This window comes from Sphingomonas sp. ATCC 31555, from assembly GCF_000282895.1.
Lineage (GTDB): Bacteria > Pseudomonadota > Alphaproteobacteria > Sphingomonadales > Sphingomonadaceae > Sphingomonas.
The window spans coordinates 86,761-100,216 of record NZ_ALBQ01000011.1; the positions used below are offsets into that span (position 1 = coordinate 86,761).

The 13,456-nt window shown below is 66.8% G+C and carries 17 protein-coding genes and 2 riboswitches; of the genes, 7 read left to right on the forward strand and 10 right to left on the reverse strand.

Annotated elements, in window-relative coordinates:
• Window positions 1–18 precede the first annotated feature (18 nt).
• Window positions 19–501 carry a GNAT family N-acetyltransferase gene (locus B215_RS0104790; RefSeq protein WP_019368492.1) on the forward strand — a complete coding sequence of 161 codons (483 nt, stop codon included), beginning with the start codon at window positions 19–21 and terminating at the stop codon, window positions 499–501.
• Between the two features lie 10 nt (window positions 502–511).
• Here the strand turns inward: B215_RS0104790 and flhB are convergent, their stop codons facing one another.
• The 5 genes from flhB to flgC are packed head-to-tail and all read right to left on the reverse strand — an operon-like array spanning window position 512 to window position 3,370.
• Window positions 512–1,585: a flagellar biosynthesis protein FlhB gene (gene flhB, locus B215_RS0104795; protein WP_019368493.1), complete on the reverse strand. Its 1,074-nt coding sequence runs from the start codon at window positions 1,583–1,585 to the stop codon at window positions 512–514.
• Window positions 1,585–2,343, reverse strand: a complete 759-nt coding sequence (gene fliR, locus B215_RS0104800; RefSeq protein ID WP_019368494.1) for a flagellar biosynthetic protein FliR — start codon at window positions 2,341–2,343, stop codon at window positions 1,585–1,587. Before fliR ends, flhB begins: the two co-directional genes overlap by 1 nt.
• Window positions 2,340–2,603 (reverse strand): flagellar biosynthetic protein FliQ, encoded by a 264-nt coding sequence (locus B215_RS0104805; RefSeq protein WP_019368495.1) that lies wholly within the window; start codon window positions 2,601–2,603, stop codon window positions 2,340–2,342. Before B215_RS0104805 ends, fliR begins: the two co-directional genes overlap by 4 nt.
• 18 nt (window positions 2,604–2,621) lie before the next feature.
• A complete protein-coding gene (locus B215_RS0104810; protein WP_026008950.1) occupies window positions 2,622–2,939 on the reverse strand; it encodes a flagellar hook-basal body complex protein FliE in 318 nt (105 codons plus the stop codon).
• A gap of 23 nt (window positions 2,940–2,962) precedes the next feature.
• Window positions 2,963–3,370, reverse strand: coding sequence for a flagellar basal body rod protein FlgC (gene flgC, locus B215_RS0104815; RefSeq protein WP_019368497.1), 408 nt, complete (start codon window positions 3,368–3,370; stop codon window positions 2,963–2,965).
• Window positions 3,371–3,485: 115 nt separating this feature from the next.
• On the opposite strand from flgC, the gene B215_RS0104820 reads away from it, so the two are divergent.
• The 3 genes from B215_RS0104820 to fliP are packed head-to-tail and all read left to right on the forward strand — an operon-like array spanning window position 3,486 to window position 5,132.
• A complete protein-coding gene (locus tag B215_RS0104820; RefSeq protein WP_019368498.1) occupies window positions 3,486–3,722 on the forward strand; it encodes a FliM/FliN family flagellar motor switch protein in 237 nt (78 codons plus the stop codon).
• Window positions 3,723–3,736: 14 nt separating this feature from the next.
• Window positions 3,737–4,396 (forward strand): flagellar biosynthetic protein FliO, encoded by a 660-nt coding sequence (locus B215_RS21230; RefSeq protein WP_236704385.1) that lies wholly within the window; start codon window positions 3,737–3,739, stop codon window positions 4,394–4,396.
• On the forward strand, window positions 4,389–5,132 hold the full coding sequence (gene fliP / locus B215_RS0104830; RefSeq protein ID WP_019368499.1) for a flagellar type III secretion system pore protein FliP: 744 nt from the start codon (window positions 4,389–4,391) through the stop codon (window positions 5,130–5,132). The genes B215_RS21230 and fliP overlap by 8 nt, the downstream gene beginning before the upstream one ends.
• A gap of 10 nt (window positions 5,133–5,142) precedes the next feature.
• On the opposite strand, the gene B215_RS0104835 is transcribed toward fliP, so the two are convergent.
• The 4 genes from B215_RS0104835 to B215_RS0104850 form a co-directional block, all read right to left on the reverse strand.
• Window positions 5,143–6,066 carry a bifunctional riboflavin kinase/FAD synthetase gene (locus B215_RS0104835; protein WP_019368500.1) on the reverse strand — a complete coding sequence of 308 codons (924 nt, stop codon included), beginning with the start codon at window positions 6,064–6,066 and terminating at the stop codon, window positions 5,143–5,145.
• 61 nt (window positions 6,067–6,127) lie between these two features.
• Window positions 6,128–7,300, reverse strand: coding sequence for a dipeptidase (locus B215_RS0104840; RefSeq protein ID WP_019368501.1), 1,173 nt, complete (start codon window positions 7,298–7,300; stop codon window positions 6,128–6,130).
• Window positions 7,297–7,773, reverse strand: coding sequence for a dihydrofolate reductase (locus B215_RS0104845; protein ID WP_019368502.1), 477 nt, complete (start codon window positions 7,771–7,773; stop codon window positions 7,297–7,299). Before B215_RS0104845 ends, B215_RS0104840 begins: the two co-directional genes overlap by 4 nt.
• Complete coding sequence (locus tag B215_RS0104850) at window positions 7,770–8,564, reverse strand: thymidylate synthase (protein WP_019368503.1); 795 nt, start codon at window positions 8,562–8,564, stop codon at window positions 7,770–7,772. The genes B215_RS0104845 and B215_RS0104850 overlap by 4 nt, the downstream gene beginning before the upstream one ends.
• Before the next feature lie 137 nt (window positions 8,565–8,701).
• Between B215_RS0104850 and B215_RS0104855 the strand changes: the two genes are divergently transcribed.
• Window positions 8,702–9,073, forward strand: coding sequence for a JAB domain-containing protein (locus B215_RS0104855; RefSeq protein ID WP_236704386.1), 372 nt, complete (start codon window positions 8,702–8,704; stop codon window positions 9,071–9,073).
• Here B215_RS0104855 and B215_RS0104860 read toward each other — a convergent pair.
• On the reverse strand, window positions 9,070–10,452 hold the full coding sequence (locus B215_RS0104860; protein ID WP_019368505.1) for a M20/M25/M40 family metallo-hydrolase: 1,383 nt from the start codon (window positions 10,450–10,452) through the stop codon (window positions 9,070–9,072). The two genes, B215_RS0104855 and B215_RS0104860, sit on opposite strands and share 4 nt — an antisense overlap.
• 107 nt (window positions 10,453–10,559) lie before the next feature.
• Window positions 10,560–10,778, forward strand: a riboswitch (cobalamin riboswitch).
• A gap of 174 nt (window positions 10,779–10,952) precedes the next feature.
• On the opposite strand from B215_RS0104860, the gene B215_RS0104865 reads away from it, so the two are divergent.
• Both B215_RS0104865 and cobW read left to right on the forward strand, forming a co-directional pair.
• The gene (locus B215_RS0104865) at window positions 10,953–11,975 is read left to right on the forward strand and encodes a HoxN/HupN/NixA family nickel/cobalt transporter (protein ID WP_037513141.1); all 1,023 of its coding nucleotides are present in this window, start codon (window positions 10,953–10,955) and stop codon (window positions 11,973–11,975) included.
• Window positions 11,976–12,002: 27 nt separating this feature from the next.
• A riboswitch (cobalamin riboswitch) is annotated at window positions 12,003–12,221 on the forward strand.
• Between the two features lie 186 nt (window positions 12,222–12,407).
• Entirely contained in the window at window positions 12,408–13,445 is a 1,038-nt protein-coding gene (cobW, locus tag B215_RS0104870; protein ID WP_019368507.1) for a cobalamin biosynthesis protein CobW, read from the forward strand.
• Window positions 13,446–13,456 lie beyond the last annotated feature (11 nt).

A 13,456-nucleotide genomic window follows, 5' to 3' on the forward strand; every position in this document is an offset into this window, starting at 1 on the left:
CTCCGCTAGGCGACGAACATGGACGTGCGAACCGCCACATCGGCCGATGCCGACGCTCTCTGGTCGATCCTCGAACCCGTTCTGCGTGCGGGCGAAACCTACGCGTTGGATCGCAATCTCCCACGCGAGGATGCGCTCGGCTATTGGCTGAACACGGATCGCCAGGCCTTCGTTGCCGTCGAGCGGGAGCGGGTGCTGGGCACCTATTATCTTCGCGCCAACCAGGGCGGCGGCGGCGCGCATGTCGCCAATTGCGGCTATGCCACGCTGGCCGAGGCGCGGGGGCGGGGCGTCGCGCGCGCCATGGCCGAACACTCCTTTGCCGAGGCAAAGGCGCGGGGATTCCGGGCAATGCAGTTCAACTTCGTGGTGAGCAGCAACGCGCCCGCCGTACGCCTGTGGCATGCACTGGGTTTCGAAACGGTGGGGCGAGTTCCACAGGGTTTTGATCATCCCACCCTGGGGTTTGTCGACGCGCTGGTGCTGTACCGCCGGCTTTAGAACATGCCAGTCAGCGCCGGTTGCGGGCGATTTTCAGGACGTAGCTGATCACTTCCGCCACTGCGGCGTAATGTTCCACGGGGATCGGGCGATCCAGCTCCGCACTGGCATAGAGCGCGCGCGCGAGCGGGCGGTTTTCCACCAGCGGGATGTTGTTGGCGGTCGCGATCTCGCGGATCTTCAGCGCGATGGTGTCGACGCCCTTGGCCACCACCACCGGCGCGCCCATTGCGCCATGATCATATTGCAGCGCCACGGCATAGTGCGTCGGGTTGGTGATCACGACGCTGGCTTTTGGCACATTTGCCATCATCCGGCTGCGCGACCGCTGCATCTGCATGGCGCGGATCTTGCCCTTGATCTTGGGGTCGCCTTCGCTCTGCTTGTATTCGTCCTTCACTTCCTGAAGGCTCATGCGCATCCGCTTCATGTAGGAGCGGCGCTGCCAGACGAAGTCGAACAGCGCGAGCGCGCCGACGAGCGTCGCGATCGGCCGCAGCATCGCCAGCACGATGCCGCTGGCGACGCCACCTGCATCGACGAGGTCGGCGCCCACCAGCCGATCGATTGTGGCGGCATGCGGCCAGGCGATAGCGCCGGCGATGCCCGCGACCAGGCACAGCTTGGCGAATGTCTTGAGGAATTCGACCATGGCCTGCTTGCCGAACATGCGCTTGGCGCCACTGGCCGGATTCAGCTTGTTCCACTTGGGCTTGATCCGCGACCAGGAGATCATCGGCCGGCCCTGCAGCACGCCGCCCAGCAGTGCGAAGCCGAACAGCGCCGCCAGGATCGGCGTCAGCGCCGTGGCAATGGCGGCGAACAGGCCGGTGGCAAAATCCTGCCCGCCGTCCGGCGTGATCTGGAAATCCTCTGCGCCGCCCCATAGCCGCACGAACAAGTTGCCGAGATGCTGGATTGTATAGGTGCCAAGACCGCCCATCACCACCAGCGCGGCGGTGAACATCGCGGCGTGACGCATCTCCGGCGCCATCGGCACGTCGCCACGTTTTCGGGCGTCTTCCAGCTTCTTGTCGGTAGGTTCCTGTGTCTTGTCGTCCGACTCGTCGCCGCCGCCCGCCATCACCAGCCCCCTTGCATCGCATCGCCCATGGCGCGGGTGAAGAAGGTTAGGATGGTGCCGATGGTGGTGATGGTCAGCGCGATGCCGAGCAGCAGGTTGAGCGGCTGGGCGATGAAGAACACCTGGATCGCCGGTGCCACTCGGGCCGCGAGGCCAAGCGCGACGTTGAAGACGATGCCATAAACCAGGAACGGCGCGGCCAGGCTGATCCCCAGCGTCATCGAGCGCTCAATCGCCTGCACCGCCAGTTCGGCGAAATCGTGCATCGGCGGCATGCCGCCGATCGGGAAGGACTGGTAGCTATGCACGATCGCGCCGAGCCACAGGTGATGCACCTGCATGCCCATGCAGGTCAGCGCCGCGACGAGGCCGACCAGCTTCGACAGGATCGGCGCCTGGCCCGATTGCGAGGGATCGAACATCACCGCGGCTGACAGGCCGATCTGCATGCTGATCAGCGATCCGGCCATGGAGATGGCGAAGAACAGGATCTTCACGATCATTCCCATCGCCAGGCCGGTGATCAGCTCGGTGACGAGCACCGCCGGCAGGATCGCGCCGGCTTCCACCGCCATGCGGGCGGGGGCGCCGATCAGCCCATACATTGCCGCGGACATGGCGAAGGCGATGAACAGGCGAATGCGGCCGGGAATGGCATCTTCCCCGAACACCGGCAGCAGCATCAGCACCGCGCCCACCCGTGCGAACACGATGAAAAACGCGGAGACGTGCAGCGCGAGATCGGGGGGAACGATCATCCGTGGATGATCATGTCACTGATCTTGCCCATGAACTGGCCCAGAGCCTGGCCGATCGTGGGAAGCATCAGCAGGAACACCAGCCCCATCGCTACCAGCTTGGGCACGAAGGTGAGGGTGGTTTCCTGGATCTGAGTCAGCGCCTGCAGCAGGCCGACGAAAACGCCCACGATCAGCGACGTGAGCAGCAGCGGCCCTGCCACCGTGAGGATCAGCACCAGCGCGGCTTCGGTAAGGCCGATGAGTTCGGTAGGCGTCATGGCGCTGGCCTGGCCGGATCAGATCTGCATGCGCATGATGTCGGTATAGGCGCCGACCACGCGGTCGCGCACCGCCACCATCGTGTCGAGCGCGGTTTCTGCGGCGCCGATCGCGGTGACGACGTCGATCAGGTCGCCCTTGCCGGCCACCTGCTTGGCCGATGCCGCTTCGGCGGAGCGCAGCTTGTCTGCCGTGCCGCCGACCAGGTTTTCGACCATCGCGCCGAAGCCCGAAGCGCCGCCGGTCTCGCCGGTGTCGCTCGCCTTGCCCAGGCTATCCCCCAGGGACGCGACTCGGCCATACGCCTTGGTGGCGTCCAATGCTCCGATAGACATGAGAGACTACCCCTTCGTTTCGCTTATTTCAGCAGATCAATGGTGCGCATCGTCAGGCTCTTTGCCGCTTCGATGGCGTTGAGATTGGCTTCGTAGCTGCGCTGCGCCGCCTTCATGTCGGCGCTTTCGATCAGCCCGTTGACGTTCGGCCGCAGCACATAGCCCTGCGCGTCGGCCGCGGGATGGCCCGGCTGATAGACGCGGGTGAAGTTCGACTGGTCGCCCTGGATCGACTTCACCTTTACGCCGGTCGCGCCGGTCGCCCGATCGACTTCGGCCTGGAAGCTCACCACGCGGCGGCGATAGGGGTCGCCTCCCGGCGTTTCGGCCACCGAGTCCTGGTTCGCCAGATTTTCCGCGATCACCCGCATGCGCAGCGACTGGGCGCGCAGGCCCGATGCGGAAATGCCCAGCGAAGCATCCAAATCCATCTGTCCATCCTCCACGGCCCGAAACGGCCCACCCCATCATTGTAGGCAATTTTTGCCGGGCCGGGCGCAGGGGGCGGAAAAAAGGTTCCTATAAGTCTGGTGGAAAGGGAGACGCATGTCGGTACTCGACGGAATTATGATCGAAATGGCGGTAGTGCTCGGTTCTACCGAAGTGCCCGTCCGGCAGATCCTGCAGATGAGCCGCGGCGCCATGATCCCGCTGGATTGCGGCCAGGACGATCCCAGCATGGTCTATGTAAACGGCGAGCTCGTCGCCACGGGCCGCATCCTCGTCGACGGCGAGGTTATGTCGCTCGAAATCTCCGAACTCATTAAAAAGTCGCGCAACTGATGGACCTCTTGTCGATGTTGCGTACCCTGGGTGCGCTCGGGCTGGTGCTGGGGATGCTCGCTGGTGCCCTTTGGGCGGTGCGACGCTATGATTTGCGCTTGCCGGGCCGCGTGGCCGGGGGCGGGCGCAAGCGCGTCGAATTGGTCGAACGTCTCGCCGTCGACGCCAAGCGGTCGGTGGCGCTGATCCGTCGCGACGGATGCGAGCACCTGATCCTGATCGGGCCGGAAGGCCATGCGACGATCGAAACCGGGATCGTGGCGCCGGTGCAGCCGACTGCCGAAGTGCCCGCTGAAGCGCCCGCTCGAATCGAGGACGACGTCGCCACGCTGAAGGCCGGAGTGGCCAAGCTGGCCGGCAAGCTCGATTTCCGCGCGATGGTGGATCGTATCCGCCCCGACGCCGAAGCGCCTGCCGTCGAACCTACGCCCGAGTTGGTGGCGCCCGTTGCAGCGGAGTTCGTGCCGTCGACCGAGATGGAGCCCGTCCCTGCGGCCGCGCCCGAACCGCGCGCGCTTGTCGCGGCGAACGATGCCGAACCCGCGCCCGCCGATCCCGAGCCCGCCGCGGCGACCGGGTCGCGCGCCCGCGCCCGTGCAGCCGCCCGTACCCGCGCCCCGCGCGACACCACGCGCTGGAACAAGCGCGCGGTGCGCGAGGCGCTCAATGCGTAAATTCCTCGTCGCGGCCTTCCTGCTGATCGTGCTTCCCGTTGCGGCGCACGCGCAGGTGGCCGCACCGGCACAGGGTGCGACCATCAGCATCGGTGGCGAAGGACCGCTTTCGGCGAAGGCGATCCAGCTCGTCCTGATGATGACGGTGCTCAGCCTTGCACCGGGCCTGCTCATGACAGTGACGAGCTTCACCCGGATGGTGGTGGCGCTGTCACTGCTGCGCACCGGCATCGGTACGCCCGGCGTTCCGCCGAACCCGGTTATCATCAGCCTCGCGCTGTTCCTCAGCTTCTTCGTGATGGCGCCGACCTTCGAAAAGGCATGGGCCGACGGGGTCGAGCCTTACACCAAGGGCAAGCTGACCGAGACAGTGGCGTTCGAGAAGACCACCGAGCCTTTTCGCCAGTTCATGCTTGGCCAGGTGCGTGACAGCGATCTCAAGCTGTTCGCCGATCTGGCGAACAAGAAGATCGCGACGCGGGCGGAAACGCCGCTGACGACGCTCGCGCCGGCCTTCATGATCTCCGAACTGCGCCGCGCGTTCGAGATCGGCTTCTTGTTGCTGCTGCCGTTCCTGGTGATTGATCTGGCGGTATCCGCCGTGCTGATGGCGATGGGCATGATGATGCTGCCGCCGCCGACGATCGCCCTGCCGATGAAGATCATCTTCTTCGTGCTGGTCGATGGTTGGGCGCTGGTTGCAGGCTCGCTGGTGAAAAGCTTCCTGCCACACTGACCGCGGCAGTTCAGGCCTTCAGCAGCTCCCGCGCTCGAGCCGCATCGGCGTCCATTTGCTTGGTCAGTGCTTCCAGGCTGTCGAACTTCGCCTCGGGACGGAGATAGTCGATCAGCGCGACTTCTACCGTCTGGCCATAGAGGTCGCCGCTGAAATCGAAGAAATAGCTCTCCAGCAGCTCCACCGGCGGGTCGAAGCTGGGACGGATGCCCAGATTGGCAACCCCGTCCAGTACGCGCCCGTCGGCCAGCTGCCCGCGCACGGCATAGATGCCATAGGCGGGGCGGAGATATTTGCCGAGGCGCATGTTTGCCGTGGGATAGCCCAGCTGCCGGCCGAGCTTGGCGCCGCCTTCCACAACGCCGGCAATCGCGAAGGGCCGGGTGAGCAGTGCCGCGGCTTCGCGCGGCTCGCCCACCTGCAGATGCGCGCGGATGCGGCTGGAAGAGACGATCGCGCCTTCCTGCATCACTGGCGCCACCGCTTCCGCCGTGAAGCCCAGCGCAGTGCCTAATGCGGCGAGCGTCGCGACATCGCCCTCACGGCCCTTGCCGAAGGTGAAATCCTCGCCCGTCACCACGCCCGCCGCGCCGATCGTTTCGATCAGCTGTTCTGCGAACTGGCGCGCGGACAGCCGCGCCAGCGTCGCGTCGAAATGGAAGACCAGCATGGCATCGGCGCCAGCGGCGGCGAATAGGCGCTCGCGCTGGTCCAACGTCGTCAGGCGGAAGGGCGGCGCATCTGGCTGGAAGAAGCGGCGGGGATGGGGATCGAACGTAGCGACGATCGCCGGCCGGCTTTCTGCCCGCGCGCGTTCCACCGCCCGGCCGACCACGGCCTGGTGCCCGAAATGGAAGCCATCGAAATTCCCGAGCGCGACGATCGCGCCCCGGAGGGGAAGCGGAACCGCCGAGCCGCCGTCCAGCCGCTGCATGCGGCTGGCTATAGGGATCGGTGCGGGCGATGCCAATGGGTTGGGGGCGCTTTGCCGGGCGTCAGCGCTGCGGCACCATCCCCGATCGCAGCACGCGCAAGACGTTGCCGCCCATCACCTTGGCTATTTCCTGTTCCGAAAAGCCGCGATCGACCAGCGCTTGCGTCACCAGCAACAGCTGCGACGCATCGAACCCCGTGGCCACCGCACCGTCGAAATCCGATCCCAGTCCAACATGATCGACGCCCACCAGGTCACGGACATGGGCGATTGCTTCCGCCACCGCCCTTGGGCTGGTCGAACAAATCGCCGCGTCCCAATAGCCAATGCCGATGACGCCGCCGGTGCGGGCGATGCCGCGGATCTCTTCGTCGGTCAGGTTGCGGTTCATCTTGCATGTCGCCTGCACGCCGCCATGGCTGGAAATTACCGGGCGGCGCGCGATCGCGAGGATATCGGCAACCGCTGCGTGGCTGGCATGGGCGACATCGACAATCATGCCCATCGCCTCCATCCGGCGCATCACCTGTCGGCCCAGCGGGGTCAGTCCGCCTTTCGCCATGCCGTGCATCGACCCGGCGACGCGATTGTCAAAGAAATGTGCGAAACCCGCCATGCGGAAGCCGGCAGCGTACAGGCGGTCGAGATTGGCAATATCGCCCTCGATATCGTGCAATCCTTCAATCGACAGCAGCCCGCCCACGGCCGATTTCCCCCGCGCACGATCGGCGAGGAGCGTGTCTAGGTCAGCGGCCGATCGGATCACGCGCAGTTGCCCGTCCGATCCTTGGGCGGCGCGCGCCAGCTTCTCGGCGTGCCACAGCGAACGCTGGAGTAGCGAGCGCCAGGTGCGCGGCGGCTGCAGCTGGGCGATGGCGAGCAGCGTGATATTGTCGCTGTCCGCGTCGTTGGCGTCGTAATTCTGGTGACGCGGCGTCTTGGTGACGGAGGAAAAGACCTGCAGCGCGACATTGCCCGCCTGCAGCCGCGGCAGATCCACCTGGCCGCGATTGGCATGGTCCAGCAGGCTGCGCCGCCAGAGCAGCGTATCGGCATGCAGGTCGGCGATGGCGAGCCTGGCGTGCAGCCTGCGGGTCTGCGTCGTCACGCGGGGCAGGGCGGTGGCGACCACCCGGTTCATCCCCGCTTCCACCACCACCGGGGCGATCCCGAAAAAGCCGATCCCGGCGGTGGCGACCACCGCGAACAGCCCAATCAGGACCCCCTGCTTCATCGCCGCCTTGCGAGCGTTACGAAGCTATAGCCCGGGCGGTCGGCTTCGGCGGCATGGTCCTCGCGTGCGGTTTCGCGCCAAACTCCGGGATCGAACGCGGGGACAAGCGCGTCGCCATCGGCATCCAGATGGACTTCGGTAAGTTCGATCTGGTCGGCGTGGTCGAGGAACAGCGCGAAAATTTCCGCCCCGCCGATCACCGCAGCATCCGCGCCCGCCATCAATAGCGCCGCATCCGACGTGTGCGCAACCTCAGCTCCCTCGGCGTGCCAGTCGGTGTCGCGGGTCAGCACGATATGGCGGCGGCCCGGCAGTGGCGAGGGAAAGGAGTCGAATGTCTTGCGCCCCATGATCATCGGCCGGCCCATGGTCTGAGCCTTGAAGCGCTTCAGGTCCGCCGGCAGCCGCCACGGCAGCTGGCCGTCGCGGCCGATCACGCCATTGTCGGCCCGGGCGAGATGAAAGGTGATCATATCGCCACGTCCGCCTTGATGTGCGGCTGGGCGACATAGTCGTGGATCACGAAATCCTCGAATGCATAGGCGTCGATCGCCGGCGGCTGGCGCAGGATCTCCAGCCGGGGAAGCGGCCCGGGGGTGCGGCCCAGCTGCTCGCGGGCCTGGTCGAGATGGTTGAGGTACAGGTGGCAATCGCCGCCCGTCCAGATGAAGTCGCCCGCCTCCAGCCCGGCCTGCTGCGCCAGCATATGGGTGAGCAACGCATAGCTGGCGATGTTGAACGGTACGCCCAGGAAGATGTCCGCCGAACGCTGGTAGAGCTGCAGGCTCAGCCGGCCGTTCGCCACATGGCACTGGAACAGGCAGTGGCACGGCGCGAGCGCCATCGCGCCCAGTTCGCCTGGATTCCAGGCGGAGACGACCATCCGCCGCGAAGCGGGGTTGGTCTTCAGCGTGTGGACCAGTTCGGCGATCTGATCGATATGGCGGCCGTCGGCAGACTCCCAGTCGCGCCACTGCTTGCCATATACGGGGCCTAGATCGCCCTGTTCGTCGGCCCACTCGTCCCAGATGCGCACCTTGCGCTCCTGCAGCCAGCGGACATTGGTGTCGCCGCGCAGGAACCACAGCAGCTCGATCAGGATCGATCGGATATGCAGCTTCTTGGTGGTCAAAAGGGGGAAGCCCTTGCGCAGATCGAACCGCATCTGCGCGCCGAACACGCTGCGGGTGCCGGTGCCGGTACGGTCCATCACTTCCACGCCGTCGTTGAGCGCGCGGGCCATCAGGTCGAGATATTGCTGCATGGCGCGGAACCTAGCGGCGGCAGGCGCCCGAGTCATCCGCCTTTGCTCCACTTCGGACCTCCGATCCGGAGCCGATCCCGCTTCGCGCGGGCACGCCGTCATGGCACCCCGATGCGATGCTGGTGCGGCATTCCCCCTTGCGCATCGCCGATCTGCGGGCGGCAACCGGGCTGTTCGTTCGGCTGGCCGATGCACCGCAGGAAATCGGCGCCTTCGCCTATCTCGATCGCGACTGGCGACTGCTCGGCATGCGTCACGTCGCCGGCCAGGCCGCAGGCCGGCTGGACGTGCCGGTCCGTGCGGTGGTGGCCGATGCGCTGGCCTTCGATGCGCGCGCGGTGCTGATGGCGCACAACCATCCCAGCGGCGATCCCACGCCCAGTCCTGCCGATCGATCGACCACGCACCTGCTGCTGCGTGCGCTGGAGCCGCTCGACTTGCGGCTGGCCGATCACCTGGTGATCGCCCGCGCCGGCATCGCCAGCTTCCGCGAGCTCGGCTGGCTTTAGCCGGCCAGCGCGGTCAGCAGGCTGCGATAATATGTGATCGACGGAGCGATCTCGCTCAGCGGCGTACGTTCGTTCAGTCCATGCGAGAAACTATCGCTGTCCTTCATGAACTTCGGGCTCACGCCGTAGCTGGGTATGCCCTTGGCGCGGAACCACATCGAATCGCTGGCCCCCGCGCTCATCGCCGGCACCACCGGCACGCCGGGAAAGCGGGCTTGGACCGCCTTGGTAACCGCCTGCATCACATCGGGGCGAAGGGGCGAGGCCGGGCTGGCGACGCTGCCGCTGTCCAGCGTGCGGATTTGCACCGTCGGGTCGCCCACCACCTGTGCGAGCGTTGCACGCACAGCCTCCACCGGCGTGCCGGGGAAGATGCGGCAGTTAACGTTGGCGGTCGCGCGCTGGGGCAGCGCGTTGGTGGCGTGGCCGGCGCTCACCATCGTTGCGACGCAGGTGGTGCCGGTCTGTCCCACCGTGGCGGGATCGCCGCGTAGCAGGGCCAGTGCTTCGGCATCTTGCGGGTTGGCGACAAACCGGCGGATCACCGCCGCCCGTTCGGGCGTCGCTTCCTTCGCTGCGGCTTCCCAGCTGGCGCGGGTGATCGCGTCCACCTGCCCGGGGAAGCTATGGGCTTCTATCTTCGCCAGCGCATGGGCGAGCGCATAGATCGCATTGTCCTTGCGCGGCGCGCTCGAATGGCCGCCGGCATTGGTCACCGTCAGCTCGTAATCGGCATAGGTCTTCTCGGCGCCGTCGATGCCGAAGGTGGTAGGCTTGCCCGCTTCGTCCAGCCCGCCCCCGCCGCCGTCGATGTTGAGCAGCATTTCCGCGTCGGGAAACCGATCGGCCATCGCCGCGGTAGTCTTCATTGCCGTCTCCTCGTCGCCGGAGAGGAGCAGCACGATATCGCGGCCGGGGCGGAAGCCGCTGCGCTTCAGATCGATCAGCGTGGCGACCATCGTCGAGATGTCGTACTTCATGTCGGTCGCGCCGCGACCGAAGATATAGCCGTTTTCCACCACTGCAGTGAACGGATCGCGGGTCCAATCCGCCGGCTTGGCTTCCACCACGTCCATATGGCCCGAAATCAGCAGCGGCTTGGCGCCGTTCTTCGCCTTGCCGGTGCCGCGATAGCGCGCGACCAGATAGGCCGTATCGCCCATCGCCACGATCTCCACATCGCCATCGGCAAAGCCTCCTGCGACCAGCACGGACTTCAGATAGGCGGCGTAGGCCGGCGTCTGGTTGCCGGGCCCCGCCACGCTGCGATAGGCGATGCCGCGCTTCAACAATTCCAGCGCCTGCGCCTCGGCCTGGCTCGCGGGCAGCGGTGCGCTGACAAGCGCGAGCGCCGCAGCAGCGGCGGCAAAGAACGGCATGGACATGAACAGATCCCCAGCTTCGGTTTGGCGGAAAGCCTAGCCGCTGAGCGAGGGACGTCAATCGCGCGTACCGGCGGTTGCCAGCCGCGTCGCGCTCCCCTAACCAGCGTGTTGATCGCGCCGGTGCCCTGACCAGGGCTTAATCGGGAATGCGGTGCGGGCGCTCCGGCGCCCAAATCCGCGGCTGTCCCTGCAACTGTGAGCGGATAGCGCGATGCACTGGCCTCCGTCCGAGGGGCAGCCACTGGGCGGCAACGCCTGGGAAGGCGTGCAGCGCGCGGTGACCCGCAAGCCAGGAGACCTGCCGGCGTCCGGTCGCTCTTGCCCTGGTCCAGGGGATGACCGCGGCACGGTGTACTCCGTCTGAGCGACGCATGAGCGGCGGGGGCCGCCATGGGTTCGCGCGTCGGTCGCTCATGGCGTCCGGCCGGGGTGCGGGCCGGCCGCGTGCGGCAAGGCTCCCGCCAGGTCGCACGACGCCGCCGGAGTACCGAAACGTGCCCGTTCCTTCCTTGCGTTCGCGCATCGCCCTGCTGTTTGCAGGCCTGATCGCCGCCAATCTCGCCGCCTGGAGCTGGGCGTTCGTCTTGTTCCACGCCGAGCCGCTGATGCTCGGCGCCGCGCTGCTCGCCTGGGGGCTGGGGCTGCGCCATGCCGTCGATGCGGATCACATCGCCGCGATCGACAACGTCACCCGCAAGCTGATGAACGACGGCCAGCGGCCGATCGCCACCGGCCTGTGGTTCGCGATCGGCCATTCGGGTATCATCGCCATCGCCGCCACCGCCGTCGCGCTCACCACCCACGCATTGACGGGCATGGGCGCGTTTCAGGAAGTCGGCGGGGTGATCGCCACCGCCGTCTCGGCGCTGTTCCTGTTCGCCATCGCCGCGATGAACCTCCTCATCCTGCGCTCGGTCTGGAAGACCTTCCGGCACGTCCGCGCCGGCGGTGCCTATGTGGATGACGACCTCGACCTGCTGCTCGCCGCGCGCGGGCCGCTGTCCCGGCTGTTCGGGCCCATGTTCCGACTCGTGCGCAAGAGCTGGCACATGGCGCCGCTCGGTTTCCTGTTCGGTCTGGGCTTCGATACGGCCACCGAAGTGGCGATCCTCGGCATGTCGGCGGGGCAGGCGGCACACGGCGTGTCGCTCGGCACGCTCTTGGTGCTGCCGGCGCTGTTCGCCGCTGGGATGGCGCTGGTGGATACGCTGGACGGCGTCGTGATGCTCGGTGCCTATCGATGGGCGTTCGTGAAGCCGATCCGCAAACTCTATTACAACATCACTATCACGCTCATCTCGGCACTGGTGGCGATCGGAATCGGCGGCATCGAGGCGCTGGCGCTGATCGGGGAGAAGATGGGTTGGACCGGCGGGGCGTTCGGCCTCGCCGCCAATCTGGGGGCGCATTTCAATGGGCTGGGTTTCGCGATCATCGCCCTATTCGTCGCCTGCTGGGTGATCAGCGTCGCCATCTATCGGTGGCAGAGGCTGGACGAGATCGAGGTGCGGGTCTAGAGACTTGGGCGAAGGCTCTCACGGGCTTTCACCAAAGATCGCGCCGGTGCCCCATAAAGGGGCTTAATCGGGAATGCGGTGCGGGGAGCTTTCCCCAAATCCGCGGCTGTCCCTGCAACTGTGAGCGGATAGCGCGATGCACTGGCCTCCTTGTGAGAGGCAGCCACTGGGCCACGACGGCCTGGGAAGGCGTGCAGCGTGCCGTGACCCGCGAGCCAGGAGACCTGCCGGCGCAACGGTCGCTCTTGCCTTGGTCCAGGGGATGGCCGCGGCACGGTCTTGCTTCCGTTCGAGCGACGAAGCTGTGCGGCTGGGGCTGCACGGTCGCGTGGTGTCGGGCGTTCTTCGCGCCCGCCCGTCGTCGCGCGCCGGCTGGACGTTTGGTCCGGCAAGCCCCTCCGCGTGTTCGCTCGGGCGCGGGGGAAGACATGCATGACCGACCTGTCCAAGGTCCCCGTTACCATCGTCACCGGCTTTCTCGGCGCCGGCAAGACCACGCTGATCCGCCACCTGATCCAGAATGCCGGAGGGCGCCGCCTGGCGGTGGTCGTCAACGAATTTGGCACGCTCGGCGTCGACGGCGAAATCCTGAAATCCTGCGCCATTCCCGATTGCCCCGCCGAGAACATCGTCGAACTGGCCAATGGCTGCATCTGCTGCACCGTCGCCGACGACTTCATCCCCACGGTCGAGCGGCTGCTCGCGCTGGAGCCGCGCCCCGACCACATCCTGATCGAGACCTCGGGCCTCGCGCTGCCCAAGCCGCTGCTCAAGGCGTTCGACTGGCCGGCGATCCGCAGCCGCATCACCGTCGACGGCGTGCTCGCACTGGCCGATGCCGAGGCGGTGGCGGAAGGCCGGTTCGCGCCCGATCTGGTTGCGCTGGAGGCGCAGCGTGCGGCCGATCCGGGGATCGACCATGAGACGCCGCTGGCCGAAGTATTCGAGGACCAGCTCGCCTGCGCCGACATGGTGCTGCTCACCAAGGTGGATCTCGCGGGACCGGAGGGCGTCGCCGCCGCCCGCGCGGTGATCGCCGCCGAGGCGCCGCGGCCGGTGCCGGTGGTCGAGATCCGCGAGGGCGCGATCGACCCGCGCGTGATCCTGGGGCTGGGCGCCGCGGCCGAGGACGACCTCGCCGCGCGCCCCTCGCACCATGACGGCGCCGACGATCACGAGCATGAGGATTTCGACAGTACCGTCGTGACCTTCGGCGAGATCGCCGACCCGGCCGAGCTGGTCGCCCGCATCGAGCGGCTGGCGCGCGAGCACAAGGTGCTGCGGGTGAAGGGCTATGCGGCGGTGGCGGGCAAGCCGATGCGGCTGCTCGTTCAGGCGGTGGGGAGCCGCGTGCGCCATCAGTATGACCGTCCCTGGCGCCGGGGCGAGCCGCGCGGCACCGCGCTGGTGGCGATCGCCGAGCATGACCATGTCGATGCCGCAGCCTTCCGCGCGGTGCTGGCGGGCTGAGGCACAAGGGC

Bases quoted from the DNA above. Each gene is read 5' to 3' on its own strand.
- B215_RS0104790 (WP_019368492.1), top strand. From the start codon at position 19: ATGGACGTGCGAACCGCCACATCGGCCGATGCCGACGCTCTCTGGTCG.
- flhB (WP_019368493.1), bottom strand. From the start codon at position 1,585: ATGGCGGGCGGCGGCGACGAGTCGGACGACAAGACACAGGAACCTACC.
- fliR (WP_019368494.1), bottom strand. From the start codon at position 2,343: ATGATCGTTCCCCCCGATCTCGCGCTGCACGTCTCCGCGTTTTTCATC.
- B215_RS0104805 (WP_019368495.1), bottom strand. From the start codon at position 2,603: ATGACGCCTACCGAACTCATCGGCCTTACCGAAGCCGCGCTGGTGCTG.
- B215_RS0104810 (WP_026008950.1), bottom strand. From the start codon at position 2,939: ATGTCTATCGGAGCATTGGACGCCACCAAGGCGTATGGCCGAGTCGCG.
- flgC (WP_019368497.1), bottom strand. From the start codon at position 3,370: ATGGATTTGGATGCTTCGCTGGGCATTTCCGCATCGGGCCTGCGCGCC.
- B215_RS0104820 (WP_019368498.1), top strand. From the start codon at position 3,486: ATGTCGGTACTCGACGGAATTATGATCGAAATGGCGGTAGTGCTCGGT.
- B215_RS21230 (WP_236704385.1), top strand. From the start codon at position 3,737: ATGTTGCGTACCCTGGGTGCGCTCGGGCTGGTGCTGGGGATGCTCGCT.
- fliP (WP_019368499.1), top strand. From the start codon at position 4,389: ATGCGTAAATTCCTCGTCGCGGCCTTCCTGCTGATCGTGCTTCCCGTT.
- B215_RS0104835 (WP_019368500.1), bottom strand. From the start codon at position 6,066: ATGCAGCGGCTGGACGGCGGCTCGGCGGTTCCGCTTCCCCTCCGGGGC.
- B215_RS0104840 (WP_019368501.1), bottom strand. From the start codon at position 7,300: ATGAAGCAGGGGGTCCTGATTGGGCTGTTCGCGGTGGTCGCCACCGCC.
- B215_RS0104845 (WP_019368502.1), bottom strand. From the start codon at position 7,773: ATGATCACCTTTCATCTCGCCCGGGCCGACAATGGCGTGATCGGCCGC.
- B215_RS0104850 (WP_019368503.1), bottom strand. From the start codon at position 8,564: ATGCAGCAATATCTCGACCTGATGGCCCGCGCGCTCAACGACGGCGTG.
- B215_RS0104860 (WP_019368505.1), bottom strand. From the start codon at position 10,452: ATGCCGTTCTTTGCCGCCGCTGCTGCGGCGCTCGCGCTTGTCAGCGCA.
- cobW (WP_019368507.1), top strand. From the start codon at position 12,408: ATGACCGACCTGTCCAAGGTCCCCGTTACCATCGTCACCGGCTTTCTC.